28 protein-coding genes are annotated in these 23,981 nt (G+C 33.6%); 8 read left to right on the top strand and 20 right to left on the bottom strand.

The window, feature by feature from the left end:
- The first annotated feature begins 114 nt into the window (after positions 1 to 114).
- The gene (locus ACFVRR_RS06390; RefSeq protein WP_387325986.1) at positions 115 to 357 is read left to right on the top strand and encodes a hypothetical protein; all 243 of its coding nucleotides are present in this window, start codon (positions 115 to 117) and stop codon (positions 355 to 357) included.
- Between the two features lie 42 nt (positions 358 to 399).
- On the opposite strand, the gene ACFVRR_RS06385 is transcribed toward ACFVRR_RS06390, so the two are convergent.
- Positions 400 to 1,365 carry an ABC transporter permease gene (locus ACFVRR_RS06385; protein ID WP_387325984.1) on the bottom strand — a complete coding sequence of 322 codons (966 nt, stop codon included), beginning with the start codon at positions 1,363 to 1,365 and terminating at the stop codon, positions 400 to 402.
- On the bottom strand, positions 1,358 to 2,281 hold the full coding sequence (locus tag ACFVRR_RS06380; protein WP_387325981.1) for an ABC transporter ATP-binding protein: 924 nt from the start codon (positions 2,279 to 2,281) through the stop codon (positions 1,358 to 1,360). Before ACFVRR_RS06380 ends, ACFVRR_RS06385 begins: the two co-directional genes overlap by 8 nt.
- A 109-nt stretch (positions 2,282 to 2,390) precedes the next feature.
- Between ACFVRR_RS06380 and ACFVRR_RS06375 the strand changes: the two genes are divergently transcribed.
- Positions 2,391 to 2,633 carry a transporter suffix domain-containing protein gene (locus tag ACFVRR_RS06375; protein ID WP_387325978.1) on the top strand — a complete coding sequence of 81 codons (243 nt, stop codon included), beginning with the start codon at positions 2,391 to 2,393 and terminating at the stop codon, positions 2,631 to 2,633.
- Between the two features lie 470 nt (positions 2,634 to 3,103).
- Here the strand turns inward: ACFVRR_RS06375 and ACFVRR_RS06370 are convergent, their stop codons facing one another.
- Positions 3,104 to 3,688 (bottom strand): LOG family protein, encoded by a 585-nt coding sequence (locus tag ACFVRR_RS06370; protein WP_387325975.1) that lies wholly within the window; start codon positions 3,686 to 3,688, stop codon positions 3,104 to 3,106.
- Positions 3,689 to 3,789: 101 nt separating this feature from the next.
- Between ACFVRR_RS06370 and ACFVRR_RS06365 the strand changes: the two genes are divergently transcribed.
- Positions 3,790 to 4,773, top strand: a complete 984-nt coding sequence (locus ACFVRR_RS06365) for a Gfo/Idh/MocA family protein (protein ID WP_387325972.1) — start codon at positions 3,790 to 3,792, stop codon at positions 4,771 to 4,773.
- Positions 4,774 to 5,093: 320 nt separating this feature from the next.
- On the opposite strand, the gene ACFVRR_RS06360 is transcribed toward ACFVRR_RS06365, so the two are convergent.
- The 3 genes from ACFVRR_RS06360 to ACFVRR_RS06350 all read right to left on the bottom strand — a co-directional run bounded on the left by ACFVRR_RS06360 (position 5,094) and on the right by ACFVRR_RS06350 (position 7,753).
- Positions 5,094 to 5,471: a hypothetical protein gene (locus tag ACFVRR_RS06360; RefSeq protein ID WP_387325969.1), complete on the bottom strand. Its 378-nt coding sequence runs from the start codon at positions 5,469 to 5,471 to the stop codon at positions 5,094 to 5,096.
- Between the two features lie 152 nt (positions 5,472 to 5,623).
- Positions 5,624 to 7,504 carry a ribosomal protection-like ABC-F family protein gene (gene abc-f / locus ACFVRR_RS06355; RefSeq protein WP_387325966.1) on the bottom strand — a complete coding sequence of 627 codons (1,881 nt, stop codon included), beginning with the start codon at positions 7,502 to 7,504 and terminating at the stop codon, positions 5,624 to 5,626.
- A gap of 117 nt (positions 7,505 to 7,621) precedes the next feature.
- Positions 7,622 to 7,753: an RAxF-45 family protein gene (locus ACFVRR_RS06350; protein WP_387326068.1), complete on the bottom strand. Its 132-nt coding sequence runs from the start codon at positions 7,751 to 7,753 to the stop codon at positions 7,622 to 7,624.
- Between the two features lie 182 nt (positions 7,754 to 7,935).
- Between ACFVRR_RS06350 and ACFVRR_RS06345 the strand changes: the two genes are divergently transcribed.
- The 4 genes from ACFVRR_RS06345 (at position 7,936) to ACFVRR_RS06330 (ending at position 10,371) form a co-directional block, all read left to right on the top strand.
- A complete protein-coding gene (locus ACFVRR_RS06345) occupies positions 7,936 to 8,334 on the top strand; it encodes a VOC family protein (protein ID WP_387325962.1) in 399 nt (132 codons plus the stop codon).
- Positions 8,335 to 8,603: 269 nt separating this feature from the next.
- A complete protein-coding gene (locus tag ACFVRR_RS06340) occupies positions 8,604 to 9,110 on the top strand; it encodes a hypothetical protein (protein WP_387325960.1) in 507 nt (168 codons plus the stop codon).
- 14 nt (positions 9,111 to 9,124) lie between these two features.
- A complete protein-coding gene (locus ACFVRR_RS06335) occupies positions 9,125 to 9,700 on the top strand; it encodes a hypothetical protein (RefSeq protein ID WP_387325957.1) in 576 nt (191 codons plus the stop codon).
- 128 nt (positions 9,701 to 9,828) lie between these two features.
- Positions 9,829 to 10,371: a hypothetical protein gene (locus tag ACFVRR_RS06330; RefSeq protein ID WP_387325954.1), complete on the top strand. Its 543-nt coding sequence runs from the start codon at positions 9,829 to 9,831 to the stop codon at positions 10,369 to 10,371.
- Positions 10,372 to 10,457: 86 nt separating this feature from the next.
- Here ACFVRR_RS06330 and map read toward each other — a convergent pair whose 3' ends face one another.
- The 4 genes from map to ACFVRR_RS06310 form a co-directional block, all read right to left on the bottom strand.
- Complete coding sequence (map, locus tag ACFVRR_RS06325; RefSeq protein ID WP_387325951.1) at positions 10,458 to 11,204, bottom strand: type I methionyl aminopeptidase; 747 nt, start codon at positions 11,202 to 11,204, stop codon at positions 10,458 to 10,460.
- A 194-nt stretch (positions 11,205 to 11,398) separates the two neighbouring features.
- The gene (locus ACFVRR_RS06320) at positions 11,399 to 11,638 is read right to left on the bottom strand and encodes a hypothetical protein (RefSeq protein WP_387325947.1); all 240 of its coding nucleotides are present in this window, start codon (positions 11,636 to 11,638) and stop codon (positions 11,399 to 11,401) included.
- Between the two features lie 52 nt (positions 11,639 to 11,690).
- Positions 11,691 to 11,810, bottom strand: coding sequence for an NUDIX hydrolase (locus ACFVRR_RS06315; protein WP_387325944.1), 120 nt, complete (start codon positions 11,808 to 11,810; stop codon positions 11,691 to 11,693).
- 75 nt (positions 11,811 to 11,885) lie between these two features.
- A complete protein-coding gene (locus tag ACFVRR_RS06310; RefSeq protein ID WP_387325941.1) occupies positions 11,886 to 12,899 on the bottom strand; it encodes a S66 family peptidase in 1,014 nt (337 codons plus the stop codon).
- Between the two features lie 160 nt (positions 12,900 to 13,059).
- Here ACFVRR_RS06310 and ACFVRR_RS06305 point away from each other — a divergent pair, with 160 nt between their 5' ends.
- Positions 13,060 to 13,881 (top strand): COG4705 family protein, encoded by an 822-nt coding sequence (locus ACFVRR_RS06305; RefSeq protein WP_387325938.1) that lies wholly within the window; start codon positions 13,060 to 13,062, stop codon positions 13,879 to 13,881.
- A 63-nt stretch (positions 13,882 to 13,944) separates the two neighbouring features.
- Here ACFVRR_RS06305 and ytaF read toward each other — a convergent pair whose 3' ends face one another.
- The 10 genes from ytaF to ACFVRR_RS06255 form a co-directional block, all read right to left on the bottom strand.
- Positions 13,945 to 14,586: a sporulation membrane protein YtaF gene (gene ytaF, locus ACFVRR_RS06300; protein ID WP_098861099.1), complete on the bottom strand. Its 642-nt coding sequence runs from the start codon at positions 14,584 to 14,586 to the stop codon at positions 13,945 to 13,947.
- 191 nt (positions 14,587 to 14,777) lie between these two features.
- Positions 14,778 to 15,488, bottom strand: coding sequence for a twin-arginine translocase subunit TatC (gene tatC / locus ACFVRR_RS06295; RefSeq protein WP_387325934.1), 711 nt, complete (start codon positions 15,486 to 15,488; stop codon positions 14,778 to 14,780).
- 276 nt (positions 15,489 to 15,764) lie between these two features.
- Positions 15,765 to 16,595, bottom strand: a complete 831-nt coding sequence (locus tag ACFVRR_RS06290) for an ABC transporter ATP-binding protein (RefSeq protein ID WP_387325931.1) — start codon at positions 16,593 to 16,595, stop codon at positions 15,765 to 15,767.
- A 93-nt stretch (positions 16,596 to 16,688) separates the two neighbouring features.
- On the bottom strand, positions 16,689 to 17,732 hold the full coding sequence (locus ACFVRR_RS06285; RefSeq protein ID WP_387325929.1) for a FecCD family ABC transporter permease: 1,044 nt from the start codon (positions 17,730 to 17,732) through the stop codon (positions 16,689 to 16,691).
- Positions 17,733 to 17,782: 50 nt separating this feature from the next.
- Positions 17,783 to 18,844 carry a FecCD family ABC transporter permease gene (locus tag ACFVRR_RS06280; protein WP_387326066.1) on the bottom strand — a complete coding sequence of 354 codons (1,062 nt, stop codon included), beginning with the start codon at positions 18,842 to 18,844 and terminating at the stop codon, positions 17,783 to 17,785.
- A gap of 13 nt (positions 18,845 to 18,857) precedes the next feature.
- Positions 18,858 to 19,853 carry an iron-siderophore ABC transporter substrate-binding protein gene (locus ACFVRR_RS06275; protein WP_387325924.1) on the bottom strand — a complete coding sequence of 332 codons (996 nt, stop codon included), beginning with the start codon at positions 19,851 to 19,853 and terminating at the stop codon, positions 18,858 to 18,860.
- A 411-nt stretch (positions 19,854 to 20,264) separates the two neighbouring features.
- On the bottom strand, positions 20,265 to 21,350 hold the full coding sequence (locus tag ACFVRR_RS06270) for a toxic anion resistance protein (protein ID WP_387325921.1): 1,086 nt from the start codon (positions 21,348 to 21,350) through the stop codon (positions 20,265 to 20,267).
- 14 nt (positions 21,351 to 21,364) lie between these two features.
- Positions 21,365 to 22,984: a YceG family protein gene (locus ACFVRR_RS06265; protein ID WP_387325919.1), complete on the bottom strand. Its 1,620-nt coding sequence runs from the start codon at positions 22,982 to 22,984 to the stop codon at positions 21,365 to 21,367.
- 23 nt (positions 22,985 to 23,007) lie between these two features.
- Positions 23,008 to 23,214 (bottom strand): helix-turn-helix domain-containing protein, encoded by a 207-nt coding sequence (locus tag ACFVRR_RS06260; protein ID WP_025671239.1) that lies wholly within the window; start codon positions 23,212 to 23,214, stop codon positions 23,008 to 23,010.
- Between the two features lie 178 nt (positions 23,215 to 23,392).
- Positions 23,393 to 23,971 (bottom strand): TerD family protein, encoded by a 579-nt coding sequence (locus ACFVRR_RS06255; protein WP_387325917.1) that lies wholly within the window; start codon positions 23,969 to 23,971, stop codon positions 23,393 to 23,395.
- Positions 23,972 to 23,981: the final 10 nt, after the last annotated feature.

Genomic DNA, 23,981 nt, shown 5'->3' with positions numbered 1-23,981 from the left:
CCTTTTTATTTGGAATAATCTTCTAGGTAAACTTATCCATAGATTTGTATTATCTTACCCTTTTTGTTCATAGAATGAATTACTTATATTTATTTTAAACTCTTGGAGGAGTATATGCGCAAATCTATTCTATGGCTTAAAGAAAATTACGATGAAATTAAACGAGGCCTAATTGGTGGATTTACTATTTTTAGTCTAGCTGTTATTTTTTTCACAACAGATTCATCTGTCGAATACAACCAAAACGCATGTCTAAAATGGGAGTATAACAAATCTGCACAAGTCAACGTTTGCTCGGTTTACAAAACATCTACTACTAACACCATTCCATACGGATCAATGCTGAAGGAGAGATAAGAATAGAGTAAAAGGATAAAGCGTTTTACCTTATCCTTTTTTCTATTGCCCAGCAACATCCCTCTTCTTAAAGAGTTCTCCAGCAGTAACAAGAAATAACAAAATATAAACGACCAATACTGCTATAGAAAATTCAATTTTCATGCCGTTTTCTATATTGATCCCCTTTGTGTAAACCGTTAAATCAGTGTGCATAAATGGTAAGAACTTAGACCAGCTTTTTGTTCTTAATAATGTTGCGATCACATCTGAAGTTGCTAATAGGATTATGCTTATTAATAAAGAAATACTGCTTGTCCTTAAAACAGTTGATAAGAAATAAGCAACTGCGACAAAGAACAAGTATGGTAGTAGATTAATTAAGTAATCGTTTAGTAAACTTGGTAAAATACCTTGCTCTACTACATGGTTATTCACATATTGTAAAACCGGTTGTGTACTAAAATTTAAGCCGTTTAAAGCACTACCTATAATAAATGAGTAGATGATGATTGCAAAAGAAAAGATGAAATATAATACCACCAAACTTAAAAATTTTGCATAATAGATCATTCGTCTTGTTGATGGTTTAACGAGCAGGAAATTAATCGTTTTCCATTGATGCTCTTTTGACATCATATTACTTGCAAAATAAATAAGAAGGATTCCTATAAAGTTCGTTACGATCGCACCTTTTTTCATAAAGTCCAACACAGTGTGTTGTTGAATTGGTGAAATATTATGTGCAAGTCGATACTTATTGATCTCATATGTCTCTTTTTGTTCTTTAGCAAATGCTGGTAAATCTGAAGAGTTTTGCCCTGCTAATACTTCTTCTATCTTTTTATTTTCTATTTTTAATTCTGTTCTCCAGTTTTCAGCTTTTGCTGCTCCGGTTTCCTTTTCTACATAATCCCATCTTCCTAGAACAATAATCGGGATAAATAGTAAAATTAACGTTATGATAAATGATTTTTGAACAAATATTTTACGTAATTCGTTCTCAATTAATCGAATAAAATTACTCAATGACATTTCCTCCTGTCAATTGAATGAACAAATCTTCTAGCCTTTCTTTTTTGCGAGTTACATAATAAACCTCTATCCCTGCCAGTACCAACTCTTTCATTAATGAAGGAATCTCTTCTTCATCAATTTCAAACATAATTGATCGATCATTAATAACGTCAAATTTGTACTTGTTATCTTTATTTGTAAAACTACTTTCAAAAACTTTCGTGCTTTTTACAACTATTTCAATAAATAGCTTCTCACCACTTTTATCATTCAGATCAATTGATTCAACAAATTGACCATTTTGAATAATAATTGAGCGGTCACAAATCAATTCGATTTCAGATAATAGATGACTAGAAAGTAGGATTGCTGTTTGTTCGACCTCAGCGATACGTTTTAAATAGTCACGGATTTCTCTTACTCCAGCTGGATCCAATCCATTAGTTGGCTCATCTAATATTAAAATTGAAGGATTATGTAATAACGCTTGAGCAATTCCTAATCTTTGCTTCATCCCTAAGGAATAAGTTGAAAACTTTTTATGTATGGCATTCGAAAGTCCAAGTAAATCAATAACCTCAAGAACTCTTTCCTTTGAAACACCTTCTAACATTCGAGCAAAATACATTAGATTTTTATACCCACTATAAAAAGGGTAAAATGCAGGAGTTTCAATCATTGCTCCGATCTGTTTGATCGATTCTTTAAAGTTGTTCTTAATCGAATTGCCTTGGATATAAATCTCACCACTCGTGATACTCATAAGTCCAACGATCATTCGCATTGTCGTCGTTTTTCCTGAACCATTTGGCCCAAGTAAACCCAAAACTTCACCTTTATATAATTCAAAACTAATATCTTTAATAATCTTTTGATTGCTAATCGTCTTATTTACGCTTTTTAGCTCAAGAACAATATCTCGATTCATCTTGAGGCCTCCTATATGTGCAATAATCTCTTACTAACTGTAAAGTTTTCCCCTTCCTTTTCTCAATAATTAATGCTATCCTCATGGAAGGAATTGAAAGGAGAACTTTATGAAAAGAGTACCATATTACTTAGTATTTGGCTCATTTATCCCATATTTATTAATCTTTGCTTTACCTTTTTTACCTGTTTCTGGGAGCTTAAAAGCTGGTCTGATCGCTCTATTAGTTATTCTTGGAGAAGGAATGTTTTGGATTGGTGGAGTATTTGTAGGTAAAGATGTTATGACGAAGTATCGTAAAAAATTGAGCCCAGCAAAATGGTTTAAAAATAGAAGAAAGCAAGAAAATTGATGGATAAAGGGACGCTCTCATAAAGAGCCCTTTTTTTTATGCAAAATATTGGTTGTGGATAGAATGCAACATAATGCTAACTTTGTTGATAAAGTTGTGAACAATGTTTATAAAGTTGTAATTTTTTTCATAAAGTCATAGGATTCAAATTCAGGTGTATTTGGTATGTTGATAACTAGTGAATTCAGACTGAAAAGTACGAATTTATATCGAACATTGTTGATAAGTTGTGAACTTCGTTGATCTAGAAACCCTCTAAATCTGCAAGAATTTCATTAAAACTCATAATATTACGCAAAAAACCCACAAAATTGTGGGTAGACAAACATGACTTTCAGACTGATTGCAAGCGCTTGTCTTTCGAGGCGCAAAGTCTGGTGAGGAGCGGAGTTACCTTAAACGGTAATGAGCACCGCGCAGGCAGGCGAAGCAACGAAGAAAGCGAGCGTTTGGCGGGCGTTCTGAAAAATTTATTTGCCTTCTAATTGCTTCCATTTATTTTGCATAACAGGTGGCTCATAGTTTTGCATTAGTTTTAATAGGTCGTCTGCATTTTCTGCAACAACAAATAATGAAAGTGTATTCTCGTTCATAAATCCTTCTTTTATAGCATGTTTAAGTAAATCTAACAAAGGGCTAAAGAAGTTATCAACATTTAATAAACCGATTGGCTTATTGTGGATTCCAATTTGTGCCCAACAAATAATTTCAAATAATTCATCGAAAGTACCAATTCCGCCCGGCAGTGCAATAAACCCATCGGACATCTCGTTCATCAAAGCTTTACGCTCATGCATTGATTCTGTCTCAATGAATTGCGTTAGCCCTTTATGGGCAACCTCACCACGAAATAATCCACCAGGCATAATGCCAATGACATTTCCACCTTGTTTTAATACTTCATTTGCAATTTCTGCCATAATCCCTAGTCTTGATCCACCATATATTAAATCTATATTATTACTAGCAAATAAGGCACCTAGTTTTTTTGCTTGAAGACTAAATGACTCTCTATTCCCAAGATTTGAACCAGCATAAACACAAATTTTCTTCATAAAATGTCACTTCCTTCGATGTATTTTACTTTATTTTAACATATCTTTCGATTAGGATTGTAAAGATAAAGTTAACTAATTATTTTTTAGGAGTTGAAAAAATGAATTTAGGTACCATTGGAACAAGCTGGATTACAGAAAGTTTTATCGAAGCTTCAAAGGATAGTAAATTGCTTAATTTAACTGCGATCTATTCTAGAAATGAAGAAACTGCAAGAGCATTTGCTACAAAGCACAACGTTCCTAGGTTTTTTACGAATATTGAAGAGTTAGCAACAAGCCCTGATATCGACGTAGTATACATAGCATCTCCGAACTCATTACACTATGAACAAAGCATTTTATTATTAAAGAATAAAAAACATGTCATATGTGAAAAACCAATTTTCTCAACAATTAAAGAGTTAGATCATGCCTTTAAAGTTGCAGAAGAAAATGGAGTTTATTTATTCGAAGCAATTCGTAACTTCCACTCACCAAACTTTACAGCTTTAAAAGAAGGTTTAGAAAAAATCGGCCAAATTAGAAGTGCTAATCTGCATTATTTACAATATTCTTCTAAATATGATGCATTCCTTAGAGGTGAGAATCCAAATGTTTTCTCTCCCGAATTTTCTGGTGGGGCATTAGTAGATTTAGGTGTTTATCCAATTTATGTAGTGATTGGTTTATTCGGAAAACCAGCCTCAGTAAATTATACACCTGTTAAATTGCGTACCGGTATAGATGGTAGTGGAACATTAGTATTGAATTATGAAAACTTCACTTGTAGCATCCAATGCTCTAAAGTCTCTCAATCATATATTGAAAGTGAAATTACTGGTGAAATTGGAACTTTAGTTCTTGATAAACCATCTCCAATTTCAAAAATTACTTTGATTAACCATAAATCTAAGCAACGAGAATCATTGGAAGTTAGCCAAGTACCAAATGATATGCTATATGAAATCCAAAATATTACTAGCATTATAAAAGAATCAAATATAACTGAATATGAAAAATTAAAAGAGCTTAGCAAGTTAGTATTAACAGTAACTGAATCTGCGAGAAAGCAAGGCGGAATTGTTTTTGGAGTTGAAAAATAAAGAAAACTAGCCGATTGGCGATCCTTAGGTGAAGACAGAGGTGTAGTTGTACTTATAATTAATCCCTAAAATTGGCAACTAACGTCGAGTTTTCTTCTGCGCTGCCAATTTATACTTTCTAGTGAAAATAATTAAAATACCAGTTATCCGATCAGTTGGATACTGGTATTTTTTCTTATTGCTTATAAATCGTTAGTGATCTCTTATGAAAGTCCAAAAAGTAAACCTTGGTTATCAATAAAATAGGAAAAATAACCCATTTCAGGTATAGATTACTTATGTAGAAGCTGATTAAAAAGATTAATCAGCTTTATTATTTTTTAATATACAACAACCCATCCAACCCCTGGCACAAAGTACCATCTTCTACCATTCAGGATATAATATCCTCCGTGCCAATAACCTCCTGGTCCAGGAAACCCATGTCCCTGTCCATATCCTGGTCCATGTCCATATCCTGGTCCATACCCTGGTCCATGTCCATGTCCATGTCCTTGACCTGGTCCATACCCTGGCCCATGTCCCTGTCCTTGACCTGGTCCGTATCCTGGCCCATGTCCCTGTCCTTGACCTGGTCCGTATCCTGGCCCATGTCCCTGTCCTTGACCTGGTCCATGCTCTTGACCTTGACCTGGTCCATGTCCTGGCTGAGTATATCCCGGTCCAGGATATCGACTATATAGTTCATCAAAAACCATGCACTCACCACCTAATTAGAATCATATCTCTATAACTTATTAATTCTGATCATGGCATGAGCAAGTACTACGACATTTAACTAACTTTATTTATTTAATTGATGTTTTCGCCTATGAGTTTATCCTATATTAAAAATACTTACGATAATTTCTTACTCAATACATTCTTCAAGTTCTTTATATAAAACCATACTTTTTATGTCTAATTCTTCAAGTTCTCGTTGATAATTCTGTAAAATGGTTAGATCATTTTCTAATAACATTTGTTTATTAATTTCACTGACTGCTTCTTCTAAAGAATAGATTTCATTTTCAATATCTTCGATCGTTCGCATTTTTGTTTTTATTTTAATCGGTTTCGAAGACGAATTTATTTTAATTACTTTTTCTTTTTCTCTATTATTTCGATAGGTCGTCATTTTTTCTTTTGCAATTTGGTATTCATCAATAAATTCAAAAAGCCTACCATTGTCTAGCCAATAAATTTTTGAAAATAGCTTATTAATGAAATAACGGTCATGCGAGACAGAAAGAATCGTTCCTTTGAATTTTTCAAGAGCGTCTTCTAAAACTTCTCTAGATTCAATATCTAAATGGTTAGTAGGCTCATCTACGATTAATAAATTAATATCTTGATACATAAGTTGAGCCAACCTTAATCTCATTCTCTCTCCACCACTAAGTTGACTTACTTTGCGATAGACCATATAGCCATAGAATAAAAATCCAGCTAATATATTACGTGCTTCACCTTCTGTAACATGTACTTCCTCTCTGAATTCCTGAAGTACGGTGTGATCCGAATGGATTGGTTCGTAATGTTGTGATAAATAACCGATTTTTACATTACTACCCAGTTTAATTTTTCCTTCCTCGATTGATGACTGACCTAAAATCATCTTCAATAAAGTTGATTTACCTGTCCCGTTATCTCCTACTATAACTGCTCTTTCGCCATAGTATAATGAAAAGTTAAGCTGATTAAATAAAACTTTTTCCGCAAAGGATTTTGAAAGATTTTCTGCAACAATTACATCTTTTCCACTTCGGCCAGATTCCTCTAACTGAAATGCCATTTTCTTTTTTTGTAAGACCGGGCGTTTTAATCTCTCAATTCGTTCTAGCGCTTTTTCCATACTTCTAGCTCTTCTGTGCAAACCAGCATTCGGTGGATTTGCTTGATTAGCCCATTCTCTTAAGCGTTTAATCGTTTCTTTCATTTTTTGTATTTTCTTTTGCTGCTCTTCGTAAGCCTGGAATTCTTTTAGTAATCTTTCTTCTTTTTGAATAACATATTGTGAATAATTTGTATGGTAATCGTTAATTTCACCATCTTCTAATTCTAAAATATGATTAACTACCTCATCTAAAAAATAGCGATCATGCGAGATGACAATAATCGTTCCGTCATACTCCTTTAAGTATGAACCTAACCACTCAATAGCGGATAAATCTAAGTGATTCGTTGGTTCATCAAGTAATAGTAAATCAGGTTGTTGTAAAAGGACGATTCCTAATCCAATTTTTGTTTTTTCTCCACCACTTAAAGAGGCAAATTGTTTAGTAAGTAAGTCAGTGATTCCTAATCCATTAGCAATTTTCGCAAGTGAGGCTTCCATCTCATAACCACCGTTATTACTAAACTTCTCTTGTAATGATCCATAACTGACAAGCAATTGTTCTAAAGTACGTTCATCTTCTGTATTAGACATTTTTATTTCTAATTGCTTCATTTCATTTTCTATTTTTCGTAATTCTTCAAAAACAGTTAATAAAACATCCCTACTAGTCATCTCATCTGGAAAAACAGGAATTTGAGCTAAATATCCTGTTTTTAATCCTTTTTTAAAATGGATTGAACCAGTATCAGGTGATTCTATATCCGTTAAAAGTTTAAAAATACTAGTTTTACCACTTCCATTTGCTCCAACTAACCCTACACAGCTATCTTGATGTATTTGAAATGATAATTCCGTAAAAAGTGAATTTCCACCAAACATTTTTGAAATTTTATCTATACTACATGCAATCATGAGTTAATTCTCCTTCTATTTCCGTACCAATCCATAGAAAAAAGCCATAGATTAATGAACCCATCCATGGCTAAAATAATGATTTAAATAGAAGTGTGTGATCACACAATTATTTTATCAATTGAAGTCGTAGGAAAGAGTACGTTTTCGTTTTATTTGAGTTGTTAAATTATTAGAAATTGACAGACCTATCCCGTTAACAACTAAAAACGCAAATTTTGCACGACAATAATATAAAAATTCTATCATTTGTGCGCAAACCATTTGAAAACGTAACATCTTTTCTACACCTCCTTTTCGAACTTAAATTTATTTAAATTATAAAATATTTTAACTTTTAGCACAATACCTATTCTATTTGGCTATACTTAAAACTGTGACTTATTGTTCGCAATTCATACATAAATATTCAAAAGAAAGAGGAGAAAAAAATGAAAAATATTTTACCTCATATTTACGTTGAAAACTGTAAAGAAGAACTAGAGTACTACAAACAAATCTTTGGTGGAGAAATTAAAAACACACAAACCGGTGATGGTATGGAAATGTTTAAAGGGCACGAAGGAAAGTACATACACGCAGAATTACATATCAATGAAAATTGTGTAATTTATTTTGCAGATGTTTTTAGACCATTAGTAAAAGGCGACAATGTTTGGACTACGCTAGAAATGAGTTCTGAAGATGAAATTAATACAATTTATGAAAAGTTATCAAAAGACGGAGAAATTCATATGGAGCTTCAAGATACATTTTGGAATTCTAGATTTGCTGTTGTAAAAGATAAAAATGGATTTACTTGGGAGTTAAATTATTCTAAGCAAGGATAAGTATTATGGTTTATAGGATTTAGGTAAAGATAAATAAACAAAAAGTAGCTGTCTCGAATTGTCGTAGAATGACAATTTTATGAGGCAGTTTTTTATTTTACATTTAACTTTTGTGGGGAGAAAAAATCAATCCCTTAAATTTTTACTCAATTTCTTAGATTGTCATCAAAATTTTAAATATGGTAGATAAAATTACTTAACTAAAAAAATTAAATACCGATATAAGAATAAACATTACTAAAATTTTACTAAAATAGGAGATTGATAGAATGAAAATTTATAAAAGAGTGCAATCTACACTTTTAACTTCTGCTTTGACTATTGGTTTAGGGGTTACTTCATTTGGAGTTGCTAATGCTGTTGACTATGGTAGTTATGTTGACGTATATAAGCAATTTAATGTAGGCACATATGGTGGAACATATAATAATACAAAAACTTTTTCAGGAGGAGGAGGATCAGGTAATTTATCAAAAAAAGATACAATTATTGTTGATTCTTATGGCGCTAAAAAACTTTCTAATGTAAAGATTACTACTTCAGTTTCTGCTGGGAATCCATATTATGTATCATTGTATGCAGAAGGAAAAAAAGGTAGTGCAGTGCGCTATAGTTTTAAGGATAAAATGTTACGAACTAATAAATCTGTAAACTGGACCCCTTCTTCACCTATTGGTAATATCATGTCCTCTACTTGCTATATAATGACTGATGCAACTGGGGCTGGCGGTGACCAAGGAAAGCAATATCGTTATGTGTCCATTTTTAAATATTAAAAGGAGGTATTTTTGTGAAGAAAAATACAAAGATTATAGTTTTTTCAATAACTGCTGGACTGATTGGAGGTATTATAACAAATAATAGTCACTCAAAAAAAGCATTAGCAAATCAAGATATTAAAGAGGATACTGTACTTACTACAAATAAAGAGTTATATAAACAAGTATCTACTAATATCAAATTTCCTAAAAAGGTTCATTTCCAAGAAAAAAGTAGCAAACTTGAAAAAAACAAGGTAAAAGATATATTTCAAACTTCTCTACAAACCTTGCCAACCGGAACCAAAAATTACCAACACAGTTATCAAAGCGATAATAAACAACAACATATTTTATTTAATGTAATCACTAGACCAACTGTTGTAGATCTTGATGGTGTGGCAATCAAAAAGAAAATTACGTTATCAAGCGGAGTGGAAGCTACATATTCAGATGACGATCATATTCAAACTTTATCATTTAATGATCCTACATCAAACTTATTCTATAGTTTAGTTGCTCAAAAAAAGGATGGAGGGAAATTTACAATTGAAGAACTCACAGATATATTAAATTCATTAGACTACGCAAAAGAAATTCAAAAATAAATTTAACTTAAAAAAAATAAAAAAAATTAATATTTAGTAAAAGGAGCATGATTTTGTATAAATTATTTTACTTCACATATAAAATCGTTCTCATATCTATGAATGAATATGAATCTTTGAGGAGTATAATGGTGAAAAAAAAACTGGCAGGGATAATACTTTTATTTTCGATAATAACTGGATGTAACAAACAGGATAATAAGTTGGATTTAACAAATTTAATTCAAATAAGCACAAAAAAAGAAACAAAAACAGTGGGAATACCGATAGATTATAAGGCACCTTCTCTAAAAGTAGCTTTGAATGCACTTCCCTTTCAAGTTTCATTACCAAAAAAACTACCTTTTCCGTCTAAACCTTTCAAGGTTTCCTTAATTCAAGATGTCATGCACGATGGAAAAATTGTGAGAATAATGTTTGACTCTTGGTCAATCGAAACCAACAATCCTCAATATATTTCTATTTTAGTTACAAATCAAAAAACCAGCTTTTCCAATGAATTAGAACAAGTAAAATTAAAAAAAGGAATAAAAGGATCTATTCAAGGGAGTTCAATCTATTTTAACAAAGACGGAATCTTCTACAATATAGATATAATGCCAAAGCCAATCGGTCAATATAACGTAAAAAAATCTTTAATTAGTATGGCAAATGAAGTTTGTGAAGAATAAATCATTTTAGATGTTAATCAAAAAATAAAAAATGTGCCAAAATACTATTCATAAGTTTTTTGGCACAACCTCTTTTTCTTTTCTTATTACAATTGCGTTAAAATGATAGGTTCACCTTTCGTCACAACAATTGTATGTTCACATTGGGCAACTAAGCTCTTATCCGGAGTCACAAATGTCCAGCCATCTCCTGACTCGATAATGTGGTCTGCATTTGCAGAGATAAATGGTTCTACTGCTAATACAAGTCCGTCTTTTAATAAGGCTTTATCCATTGGATCGAAATAACTTAAAATATGTTGCGGGCTTTCGTGAAGACTTTTTCCAATTCCGTGGCCTGTTAGATTTTCAATTACATTTAAACCATTTTTACTTGCTTCATTATATACTGCTCTTCCAATTTGGTTTTGCTTTGAACCTGCTTTTGTTTTTTTCATTGCAGCCCAAAATGCATCTTCTGCAACTTTACAAAGCTTCTCTTTTAGTAAGTCACCTTTCCCAACTACAAAAGAGATTCCAGTGTCTGCATAGTATCCATCTAATGCTGCTGACACATCGACATTAACTAAATCGCCATCTTGAAGTACTCTGTCTCCCGGAATTCCATGAGCTACTTCTTCATTAACACTAATACATGTTGTACCAGGAAAATCATACTCTTTTTGTGGAGCTGAAGTTGCACCATGCTCCTCTAAAACTTGTCTACCGATTTCATCTAATTCTTTTGTTGTCATTCCAACGACAGCTCTTGCCTTCATTTCTTCTCTCGCTAACGCTACGATACGACCGATCTTTCTTAAAGCTTCTAATTCTTGTTCATTATTGATAATCATTTTACTGCTCCTGATTCTATTTAATAATTTGACTTTCTTATATTATGCCATAATATTACTATGTTATAGTCTTTTAAGCACTTATACAAGACAAAAAAGGCAGGATTAAAGCTAGGAGTTTAGGAGACAAGAACGATTTTAAGAGATTAAAGCACTTAGTAATCTCCAAAGTCTCTAAAAATTATCTAATTTATTTAACCTTGAAAGGTATAGGGAACAGATGACTCTACTAATTTTTCAATTCCCGCCTTATGATAGGGCATTAATTGATTTGCCGTTTGGAGATCCATCCATTTAAGTTGTAGAATTACCTCTTTATGAGAAATGCCTAGATCTCCACCGATTATTTTTGCACTAAATGTAATCAAAATTGCATGATGTCCTCTTTCAGGAAAAAAAGCCTCATTAATTGCAACAATATTTCCAACTTCCACTTCTAATCCAGTTTCCTCAAACGCCTCTCGTACTGCTGCTTGTTTTAGTGTTTCATTTTCTTAAGGCAGCACCACCAGGTAAAGTCCATACTTCATTTTCATTTTGTACCATTAAAATACTTTTATTTATTTCATCATAGATAAGCGTATAGACCACATTGACCTTTTTCATTTTGCCACCTCTACTATTTTAAATTTTAATAAAAAATAAGCGTTCTTCTATAAAAAAAGCTTTGTGTACTTTTCATTATATAAAAGTCTGTACAATCTTACCTTTTCCACCCCACACATCTACTTCTGCGAATGCTCCATTAATTAATGTAATTTGAGGCGGTACATGCCCGCAATCGATATCGTAAATGATCGGAATTGCTAATTCTTCATTTAATTCATTATATACATCTTCTATTGTATAGTTATCGACAGCTTGATTTGCCGCACTACGTACAAATAATATCCCAGCGCAATTTTCAAACCATCCTGCAAGTTTCATTTGTACTAAGGATCTTCTTAAATCTGTTGTATTCATTTCACAATTCTCGAAATACCAAATGATTGGTTCCTCTTCAATGTATTTACTTCTGAATGAACGTACATCTCCATAAGGAGTTCCGACAAGATGTCTAATCACATCAATACATCCACCAAGCAATCTTCCTTTGATTTTCTCATCTTTATTCGATGTAGTTTTCCACATTGTTTTTTCGGACAAATGAAATACATATGGTGTTGGATTTTCATGCTGCCATTTTGCTTGGAACAATTTGGATGAAGTTTGAGTGATCGAGTCACCGGATTTAGTTGCTAACACCTTCTGCCACATAGCTGTTGTTTCATCGGAATACTCTCCTCTTAAATCGATTAAATTCGTTCCATGTGCAGTAGCAATCCCTGTTGTTAAAGTAAATGCTAATAAAATAATACTCGTATCAGAATATCCTAAAATCCATTTTTCTTTGTAGTTTTCAAATGCCAATTGATCAAGAATCTCGATTGCAAGCTCTCCACCCCATGGCGGAAAAATGAAATCTATTTTCTCATCATTCATCATTAAATTTAATTCATTAGCACGTTTGTTAGCATTCGCAGATTTTGCTTTGTCCTGCGTCCAAACAACCTCTCCACACTCCACTTTATATCCGTCTCTTTCCATGCGGTTAATGGACTGCTTTATCATTTCGTGGAACTGCACTTTTAAGCCTGATGATGGTGCGGTTATCCCGATCTTTGCACCACTTTTTAAAACTGGATATTTAATCAATTTATCACCCATTTTCTTTTTATTGATTCTAATAGAATACGCTTGGATATACAACAATAATTTCTAAATTATGGAATTTTACTAAATTACATACGATTTTCATTTTCCTTTCATAAAACTTGTTTACATTATATTTAAATCCAGTAAGGAGGATTATGAAATGGAATCAATTGAACAAAAGCATATAAATAAGAAAATAAATCCACCAATAGAAAATATGTTAAAAAAAGTTCCAGAGGTAACAATATTTTTCTGGATTACTAAGTTATTAACAACTGGTATGGGTGAAGTGTTTTCCGATTATATCGTAAAAACTTTAACACCAGTAATTGGTGTTGCAGTCGCATTAATTGTCCTAATTCTGTCTTTAATTTTACAGTTTAAAGTCCGTAAATATGTACCTAGTATTTATTGGTTAGTTGTTGTAATGATTAGTGTATTTGGTACCGTAGCCGCAGACGTTGTACACGTTGGTCTTGGTGTTCCATATGCGATATCAACGGTGTTTTTTGCAGTCTCGTTGGCAATTATTTTTATGATTTGGTATAAGATGGAGAAAACTCTTTCCATACACAGCATTTACACACGACGACGTGAAGTCTTGTATTGGTCAGTTGTTATGGGAACTTTCGCTTTAGGAACTGCTGCTGGTGACATGACTGCATCAACAATGCATTTAGGCTATTTTTCATCAGGTATACTGTTCACAGTTTTATTAGCAATACCGGTTATTGGAAGAAAGTTCTTCAAGCTAAATGAAATTTTCTCATTTTGGTTTGCTTACATTATGACGAGACCAGTTGGAGCATCATTTTCTGATTGGAGCTCTGTATCTCAAAAGCATGGTGGACTTGGATTTGGTGGTGGGCCAGTTACCCTAGTATTATCGATTATCATCATTATTCTAGTTGGATATCTTTCTTTTTCAAAGAAGGATGTACAAACTGAACAAGAGGATATCTCCCAATCTACAATCGCATAGTAACTAACAAAGAAAAGAGCTGATGTTCAAATACGATCATCGGCTCTTTTCTTTTATCTATTATTAAACAAGATTGTGTATCGCAATCAACACCAATATAATTCCACTTATAATGGAACTAAATTGTCCAAGCGACCAACCACCAATTTTCACATTCGCAACTTTTTTTCCTAAAAGGACGCCTAACCAAATTGCCAAAAAGCTAAAAATACTAGCCGCTATCGATATTGCAAATGGTGAAAGTCCAATTAACCCAACACCTAGGCCGTTCGTAAGTGCATTCATTGAAACAGCAGTCCCTAGTATGATTGCTTCAAAACTACTTATGTCCCCTGAATGGTCAACATCGGCTTTCTCCGGTGAACTTAAATAATTTGTAACGATATTTGAAACTGATTCGTCATCATTATTTATTATGGTCTGTTTATCTTTTCTTGGAAAAGTAAGTAGAACAATTCTAAGTCCAATTACCAGTAAAAAAAATGCACCGATTACATTCGAAAGTGTCCCTGGAAACACTTTTGAAATATACTGACCTGAAACAATACCTGCTTCACTGAAAATAAACGCTATGATTGAAATAATTAAATTCGCTAATAATCCAACCTTTATACCTCGAATTCCATAAGTTATTCCTACTCCAAAATTATCAATACTAGATGAAAAGGCAAGAAATAAAACAGTAATCCAAATTGAATAATGCATAGTTTATGCTCCTTACTTCATCCTTTTTCCGACAAAAAGTTATTTGCCTAGCTTTTTATAACCTATGAAGAATTTATGATTAGTCAACTTGTTCAAAGTTTAAAATTTTACTAATAAAAAGATTATGAGAGTATAGACTTTTTAATAAATCTAATAAAAATGCTTTGAAACAAAAAGAGGTAAATGAGCTTTTACTCATTTACCTCTTTTTTTCTATATACCGATTTAGATGTTAATATACTTAGTTCATATAATAATATTAATGGAATCGAGACGGAAATATGTGAAATAAAGTCTGGTGGTGATATACAACACGCCACGATTACTAAGATAAAATATGCATATTTTCTTACTTTCTGTAAATAACTAGGCTTCACAATGCCGATTTTTGTTAAGAACATAATCACGACTGGCATATCAAAAAATGCAGCAAATGGAACGACTAGATTAAAAAGAAAAGAGAAATACTTATCAACAGTGTAGTTTTGTTCAAGCATACCTTGTCCCATTATCGTTAGGAATCTAAGGATATTAGGAAAAACAAAATAAAAGCCAATAACTAATCCAAAAACAAACAGAAAAAATAGTGCGGGTATATAAAATCCGATCCCTTTTTGTTCAGAAGGATGTAAACCCGGTTTAACAAATAACCAAGTTTGCCAAGTTGCAACCGGTATCGTAAAAACGGCCGCAAAAACTGCAGATATCGAAAAATAGACCCATAATATATCCCCAGGACTTAAAACGACTAGTTTATATGTTAAATCCTTGGTTAAGAATTTATAAATTGGTTCTACATACACGAGCCCAATTATAAATAGAACAATAAAAGTAACTGCTGTAATGATAATTCTTTTACGCAGTTCCTCAAGATGATCGACTACTTCCATTTCTTTATTCATATGAATTCTCCGCTTTGTCATTTACTAGAACAATTGTATTAAATACTTTTTTATCCCACTATGATTATTTCAAACAAATACAATTAGTTCAAATTAAAATTTCTTAATAAAAAACAGGATAAAAAAATAGTTGAACTAATGACGATAAATTGATTTTTAAATAGGAGTAAGTTAGCTATAAAAATTAACTTAACAAAAAATCACTAATAAAAAAATAAGTGTAATGTATTTATTTTCACTTATTTTTTTATTAGTGATATTAAACTAAATCACAAGTTAACTATCTTTACCTAATGGAACGACTAGTGGTGTATTGGCAACTGGATCATCTATTATTAAGCACTTTAAACCGAAGACTTCTTCGACTAGTTTTGCTGTGATAATCTCCCGAGGATCTCCTTGTGCAATCACCTGGCCATCCTTCATAGCGATAATATTATCTGCATATCTCGCAGCATGGTTCAAATCATGTAAAACAGCAACTAATGTATTCCCTTGTTGATTTAGATCTTTAAATAACTCTAACAACTCAATTTGATGAGCAATATCAAGGTAAGTCGTTGGTTCATCAAGTAGGAGCATTGGTGTTCGTTGGGCAAGTACCATCGCGACCCAAACTCTTTGTCTTTGTCCTCCGGATAGCTCGTCTACGTATCGATGTGACAAATCGCTCGTATTTGTTAGCTCCATCGCAGACATTACTGCTGCTTCGTCTTCATCAGTCCATTGTCTTATAAGACTCTGATATGGATATCGGCCATGAGCGATCAAATTTGCTACCGTTATTCCATCTGGAGCAGTTGAAGATTGAGGTAATAGACCTAGTTTACGGGCTACTTCTTTTGACTTATAAGATGTAATAGCTTTTCCATCTAATAAAATTTGCCCTTCAGATGGCTTTAACAAATTTGAAAGTGTTCGAAGTAAGGTTGATTTCCCACATCCATTCGGACCAACAATTACTGTAAATGATCCGTCTGGAATTTCTACTGAAAGGTTTCTGGATATTACCCGATTATCGTATTTGATTGTAATGTTTTCTGTCCAAAGCCTAGACTCTGTTTGAATCGTCTTTTGGCTTTGAATTTCTGCCGCTGTTAACTTCATAATTCATTTTCAACTTCTTTCAATCAGAATATCGTAATACATGAAACCCTGTGCGAGAAAGGACCTACTAAACCTTGTACATTTTTATTTCGTTTAAGCTGATCGTGCTTGACGAAATAACAGCCAAACTAAGTATATTCCACCTAATGATAAAGTTACCACACCTACCGGAAAAATTGTTCCTGGAATTACTCTTTGCGCGAGAACATCCGCACCAAGTAAAAGAAACGCTCCCATCATTGCTGCTGGTAAAATACTCTCCTCTGATTTGGTGATACGTTTAGCGATTTGTGGTGCAACAAGTGCCACAAAACTAACTGGTCCAATAACCGCTGTTGGAGCAGCCGTCAATGCAACTGCAATAAGAATCAGTAATAGTTGGGATCGTTCAATTCGAACACCATGAGATTTCGCAGCATCCATGCCGAACTCCATTTCACGCAATGGTCTGTTCATAATCCCTGCATAAATAATGAGAATAATAACCGCAATTGCTGGAGGAACTACTTGTTTCCAATCAATCCCATTTAACGATCCAACTCCCCAAGCCGCTGCAGTTAACGCAACCTCTGCATCACTTTTAATAAGGAGCATCGAATTGATACTTCCTAGGATTGCCGAAACTGCAATTCCGACGATAATAAGACGAAAGTTCTGCGTTCCTTTTCGAAAAGCAAGCAAATAGATAAGGAGAGCCGTTGCGAATCCACCAATCAAAGCCCCACAAGCTACACTAATGTTAGAAGTCGACTTAGAGACAAGAAGCACAATAAGTGCTCCAGTATAAGAGCCTGAGGTAAAACCAATGATATCAGGAGACCCTAAAGGATTCCGAGTGATTGATTGAAAAATCATGCCACTTATTGCTAAACCTGCTCCAAAAACAATCGCAGCCACCACCCGTGGTAAACGCCATTCGACCACAACAGTTCTCGTCATCCCTGTCGCTTGGCCAATTAAAGCAGAAAAAACTTCGTGAACACTCAATTTCAGTGTGCCTACCATTAATGCAAACATTGCAATTGCAATCGTGGCTATAAGAAGGATTGCCGTAACAATCATGCTCCTCACATCAATTCGCGCCTTTACAGGCCATTTCAGTTGTAGATAGTGCCTGCCATAATTAATGGGGCGCATAATATTCACTCCTTCTTACATTCAAACCTTTGCCACAAATCAACTTCATTTTATAATCCACTCGCTTTACGTCTACGAACAAGAATCAATAGAATCGGTGCACCAACTAGTCCCGTAATGATACCTACTGGAACTTCTGAAGGTAACAATACAACTCTACCAATAATATCTGAAAGGATAAGTATGATCGGTGCTGCTACTATTGAGTATAGAAAAATCCAGAATTGGTCTGGACCGACAAACCATCGTACACAATGTGGCACCATTAATCCTATAAAACCAATTGGTCCAGCTATCGCAGTCGCCCCGCCAGCTAATAGTGTAATTGCAATCAAACCGATTGCACGAGTCACACCAACATTTACTCCTAAAGATGATGCACGATCATCTCCGAATGCAATTGCGTTTAAGGAAGGCGTAATGACAAAAGCTAATAATGCACCAACGATTAAAATGGGTAGAACAAGCCAAAGGTCATCAAGACTTCTCCTAGCTAATGTTCCAACACTCCAGTTCAACATTCGTGCAAATGCTTTACTATTTATTAATGTTAATGATGTAGTAATCCCACTCAAAGTGGCACCAAGTGCGACCCCAGCAAGTGTAATTTGTACAGGTGTAGGAGCTTTTTTACCAGCTCCTCCACTTATAACATACACAGCAATTGTCGCTATTAATGCACCGGCAAGTGCAAACCACATATAGGCAGACATCGATGTAACAGAAAAAACACCAATCCCTATCGCTACTGCGAAAGCCGCCCCAGCATTTACACCAAGAATACCAGGGTCTGCTAGAGGATTTCTAGTCAGCACCTGGATTAATGCTCCAGCTAGTCCAAATGCGGGACCTACGATCAGTGCAATAACTGTTCTTGGTATCCTAGTATTATGAATGATCGTGTGGTCATAGCTATTGTTTGGTGAAAACAATGCATCCCATACTACCCCAAAAGGAATTGATTTAGCACCGAACATTAAACTCAAGAACACTACGCCTACCAAAAGTAATAGTGCTACGATGAAGCCCAAAAATCGTTGCAACCGCATTGAAGTAATTGTCTTTTTATTTTCCCCAACTACTTGAGTCGTTTTGTTTTTTGGTTGCTTCATCGCTGTCACTGTTTTACTCCCCGCCTTCTAATGCTTTTTTAAACTGTTGTGGTAAATTATCGATTGCCCATAATAATGCAGGAACCGTTCCTGTTGAAAATGCGTTTGAAGAATTTGTATCAAGAATAATTGATCTTCCATCAGCTACAGAAGGGATCTTTTGATAAAGTTTATTATTTGTGATCTCTTTTGGATCAACAAAAATAGGTAAAACAATCGTAAGATCAGCATTTAATAGATCTAACTTTTCGTCAGCCACTTTAATAAAGAAATTACCTTTAGCTAATTTTTCAATCTCTTCTTTGTTTTTGAATCCAAGTCGCGTTACAAAATCAACACGAGAATCGCCTTTTACGTATGCACCAAAACCTGAAGAATCGTAAGCACCAACTGCAACCGTTTTACCTGCAAATTCAGGATTTGCTTTAGCCGCTTTATCAAATGCCACATCTACATTCTTAAGTAGTTCTTCACCTTTATCTACTTTACCAAGGGCTTGTGCAATCATTCGCACCTGGTCTGTAGTAGTCGTTAAATAATTATCTCCACCCTTAGGAACCCCAACCGTTGGAGCGATCTCTGAAAGGCGTTTGTATCGTTCTTCATCACCCGAAGATTTTACATCAAGAATTAAATCTGGTTTAAGAGAAGCAATTTTCTCATAATCAAGTTCCATTGTTCCAAGAATAGTTGGTGATTTTTTATATGCACCTTTTAACCAAGGTCCTACACCGTCACCACCAAAAGCAAGCCAGTCACTTGCACCAATAGGTTCAACTCCAAGACTTAATGCCGTCTCTGCATCTCCCCAACCTAGAGCAACAACACGTTTCGGATGCCCTTTGATTTCCACTTTACCGAATTTTGTATCAACAGTGACACCGGATTCATTTGAAGACTTTTTATCTGACTTTTTACTTGAATCTGATGAACAGCCAACTAGACCAATCAATAAAAATAAAGACATGATAATCCCAATTAATTTGGGCATTTTGATATTGCTAATCATTTCGTTCTCTCCTTAATTAACATTGAAGTTGATAATCATTTTCAATCATTAATTATACTAAAGAGGCTTTTATTGTCAATATATTTCCATTATTGTTACAGAACTTTCAGAATTATTCACTTATCAACTTTAATCATTTAATTAAGAGTCACTATTCTAATCTTCCATTTATTTACAACACTATGTACTTTAGCATTAACTTTTCATTTCATCTCATTATATTATAATAACATTTTTTTAAAATAAAAGAATGAATAATTGCTAAAAAGGCTCCCCGATAATCTAAATCAGAAGCATTATATAATTTAGTATTACTAGATCGTTAAGAAGCGTTAAGTACAATAAAAAGCAAAAGTCAGTAGCTTGTCGGCCACTGACTTTTTAAAAACGATTGAATAACCCTTAAGATCATTACTTTCCTTGCTTAAGTTTAATGAAGTTTTCTTGCAGTTGCTCTAAACGCAATTTACCTTGTTCACGTTGAATTTTATTTTCTTCTTCAATCGCTTTCGTTTCTTGCATACCCTTCATAATGATATTCCAAGTTTCTTCCATCGTCTCAATCTTAATGCTAGGAGATCCTGATAATCTAGCAATATCCACGCTTTGCTGTGAAATTGTATTGGCATTACGCAATAATAATTCGTTTGTTCTCTTATCTAATTCATTCATTGATTGAGCTACTAAATTTTGTCTCTTAGCTGCTATTGCATTAATTAATGCAGTTTTAAAAATTGGAATTGTTGTTACAAAGGCTGAGTTAATTTTACCAATCAGTTTAGTATTACCTCGTTGTAATAAACGAATTTGCGGAGCTGATTGATAAGCAACTTGTTTTGCCATTTCTAAATCATAAGTACGTTGTTCAAGTAACTCGATCGCATTTTTCAAGGAATCTAACTCCATCATAGCAAGCTGATTACCTGATCCAGCTCGTTCAGTTAAAGCAGGAAGCTGTGTTTTTAACTCTTCTGCTTTCATTTCTGCAGCTACAATATATTTTTCTAAATCCATATAATATGCAACGTTTTGCTCATAAAGTTGTTCTAATGTATTTGTGGATGTTTTCATTTCGTGTTCATACTTTGTAATTTCTACATAGACTTTATCAATTTCAGTACCCATTGATTGATATTTATCAAATAATTTATCAATTAACTTTTGACCACGATTAAAAATTTTTGAAAGAAACCCTTTTTCTTCTGCAAAATCTTTCGCATCAAAGCGGTCCATAATTTTTCCTAATTGTTTTAATAGAACACTAGATTCTTCCATACTTGAAGCCTTAATTGTATTTAATATTTTACCTGAGAAGGTTGAAATTTCAGTTGCTGGTTCTTTCCCGTACTCCAATAAAGCTATTTGATTTTTATGGTCTATTGAACTTGCTAGACGGTGTACTTCAGGTTCATTTCTTAATTGCAATTTCATATCATTTGCATTCGTTTGTAAAATTTCTTCTTGCTTTTCTAAACTAGTAAGTGTATTTATAGACATTTTAAGTTCCCCTTTTATTTAACTATTTTTCTAAATAGATTTTTAATTAGTGAATGTCCTGATTCTCGCAACACTTGAAATTCAGTATCAAAAGTAACTTCATCTAGCCAATGGGAATCGAATAATTTGTCATCTACGAATAGTTCGATATCATTCTGACCCGTCGGATTAAGTAAAACTAGATCCACTCCAAACTCATTTAATAATAGAAGTAGTGCTGCGTCGTTTCTATTTAGTTCACCATCTCTTTCTGTATTGTAAATAATTAATTTTGGAACTTGTTGTGTATAATCAAACTGTTGCAGTAATCTTAATATTTCATTTGGTATATTCATAGATTGGCTAAATAAAAATAGTTGTGTCTGAGCCTTTGTTTCATTTGGTAGTGACTTTATATTTGCTCTGTCAACATATCTGGATATAGCAGAAGCTAGACCAAACTGTAATCCGCTCGGAAGTTCTTTATATCTCCACCAGTTACTAGCCAACATCTTTTCGGGGTCAAGCATCCCGTCACGCCCTAAAGCATTTTGGTAATGATATTGTTGGTTTCCTTTAACTAATTGGGTAAATGGAAATTTATCTATTTTAAGTGCTAAATTAGATTCAGTTAGTTGGCCAATCTTTTCCCAATATTCACGATGGTTTTTCGTCACACCTAAAATCTTCATAAAGAAAACCGGTATTTCAACACTATTGTCTTTTACTTGAAAATTAGGACGTAACATTGCTCTTTCTTTATGTAAAATGAATAGTTCATCAAATGTTGTTTTTAACGTAATTGATCTTGGAGCATAGTTTCTAAATTGCCATGGTTTATATAATAAAGAATCCTCAGTATGCAATAATTTCTCAATTTCCTTTGTTGCTCTATGGGCAACTGTACTCTTCCTAACTGGCTTTTCTTTAGGAAAAGGTACGAAAGATGTCGTTGAAGGTAGTATTTTAATTCCTTCGTTCTTGGTACCTAATAAATGAGATAATGAATCTTTTCCTTCAGGATGAAATATAGCAACATCAAAACCTAAAAGGATTAGCAAGTAAAGGAAATAACATTCACTTAGCGTTGTATCACCATACCATAAGATCAGTGGAGAACTAGCAGGAAAACTCTCAATCCATTTACTTACATGGTTATGTAACCATTTTATGAGATCAACTATGATCCTTCTAAAATTACTATCAAGGAATCCATTTTTATGTGAATCTTTAAAGCTAGATAATACAGATTTAATTTGCTCTCGAATATGTCTATGTATGTTCTCATTTTCGTGCTTCGGAATTAATCGCTCACCTTCAAGGAATGCAATTAGTCTGTTCACTGACAATCCATTTTCAGCACTGTTTATTGTTACTATTCTTTGAACTGCTTGTAACATTTCATTCGAAATAGTCTTGTTTAATTCTTCGCTTAATAGAATGACATTTAAAGACTCGTCATGTACTAGTTCATATAAATTTTCAAAATACTCATCTTCATCAATGTTTGTTCCTAAAATTCGCCATGCAATTTGATTAAACTGTATGGTTTCACCTTCTACTTGATAAGATTGTCTTAATGTTGAAGGTTGTTTCAAGATACTCAACCACTCATGTTGATTAATATCCATTGCTTTTGGGTTAATCGCAGACATATAGATACTCCTTTCCGATGTCATTATTTCATTTTTGGTTGTCCGAAAACTGCTAACATACCTTCACGAGTTACTACCCAAGAGGAACCAAATTTACGTATCGTACCGTCTGGAAAATCATTTATTCGTTTCCGTAATGTTGAGTCATTGATCCCCCATTCTTGACACGCTTGACGTGAACTAAGTAAACTTGGATCATTTAAATTTATCGTATTACTTTGTTTATTCAAAATCCCACCCCGAACTTCCAAATAATGCAACATTACATTAGGAAAACATTTTAAACTTAAATTACAATCTAGTACATCTTTAGAAATCATTTTCTAAAGATGTACTAAACGATAATAAAGGGGAAATAAACACACTTTCCCCTTTTTACTATCAAAATACTTTTTTTGCTAGGTAAACTTAAGCGTCTAAGCCGTAATCTCTAACTAGTGAAATTAAACCGCCTTGGTAGCCGCTACCAATCGCATTGAATTTCCATTCGCCGTTATGACGATATAATTCTCCAACTACTACTGAAGTTTCAATTGAGAAATCTTCACCTAGATCATAACGAATTAATTCTTCACCATTCGTTTCATTTAAAATACGAACATAAGAGTTGCTTACTTGTCCAAAATTTTGGTTACGTGCATCAGCTTCATGAATCGTAATCGCAAATGCGATCTTTTCCACTGAAGCAGGAACGTTTGTTAGATTAACTGTAACTTGCTCATCGTCACCATCACCAGCGCCAGTTCTGTTATCGCCATGATGTTCAACTGATCCATTTCCACCTACTGTATTGTTGTAAAATACAAAGTCTTTTTCAGATGCACATTTGCTTGCACCATTTAATAAAAATACTGATGAGTCTAAGTCAAAGTCATTGCCGCCACTGTACTTATTAGTGTCCCAACCTAATCCAACAACAATGTTCGTTAAACCAGGATTTGTTTTCGTTAAATCTACCTTTTGTCCTTTTAATAAATTTACTGTCATTTTAAATGCA

Origin of the sequence: Gottfriedia sp. NPDC057948, assembly GCF_042887255.1 — a bacterium.
Lineage (GTDB): Bacteria > Bacillota > Bacilli > Bacillales > Bacillaceae_G > Gottfriedia.
This window is presented reverse-complemented; position numbering and strand designations above follow the sequence as displayed.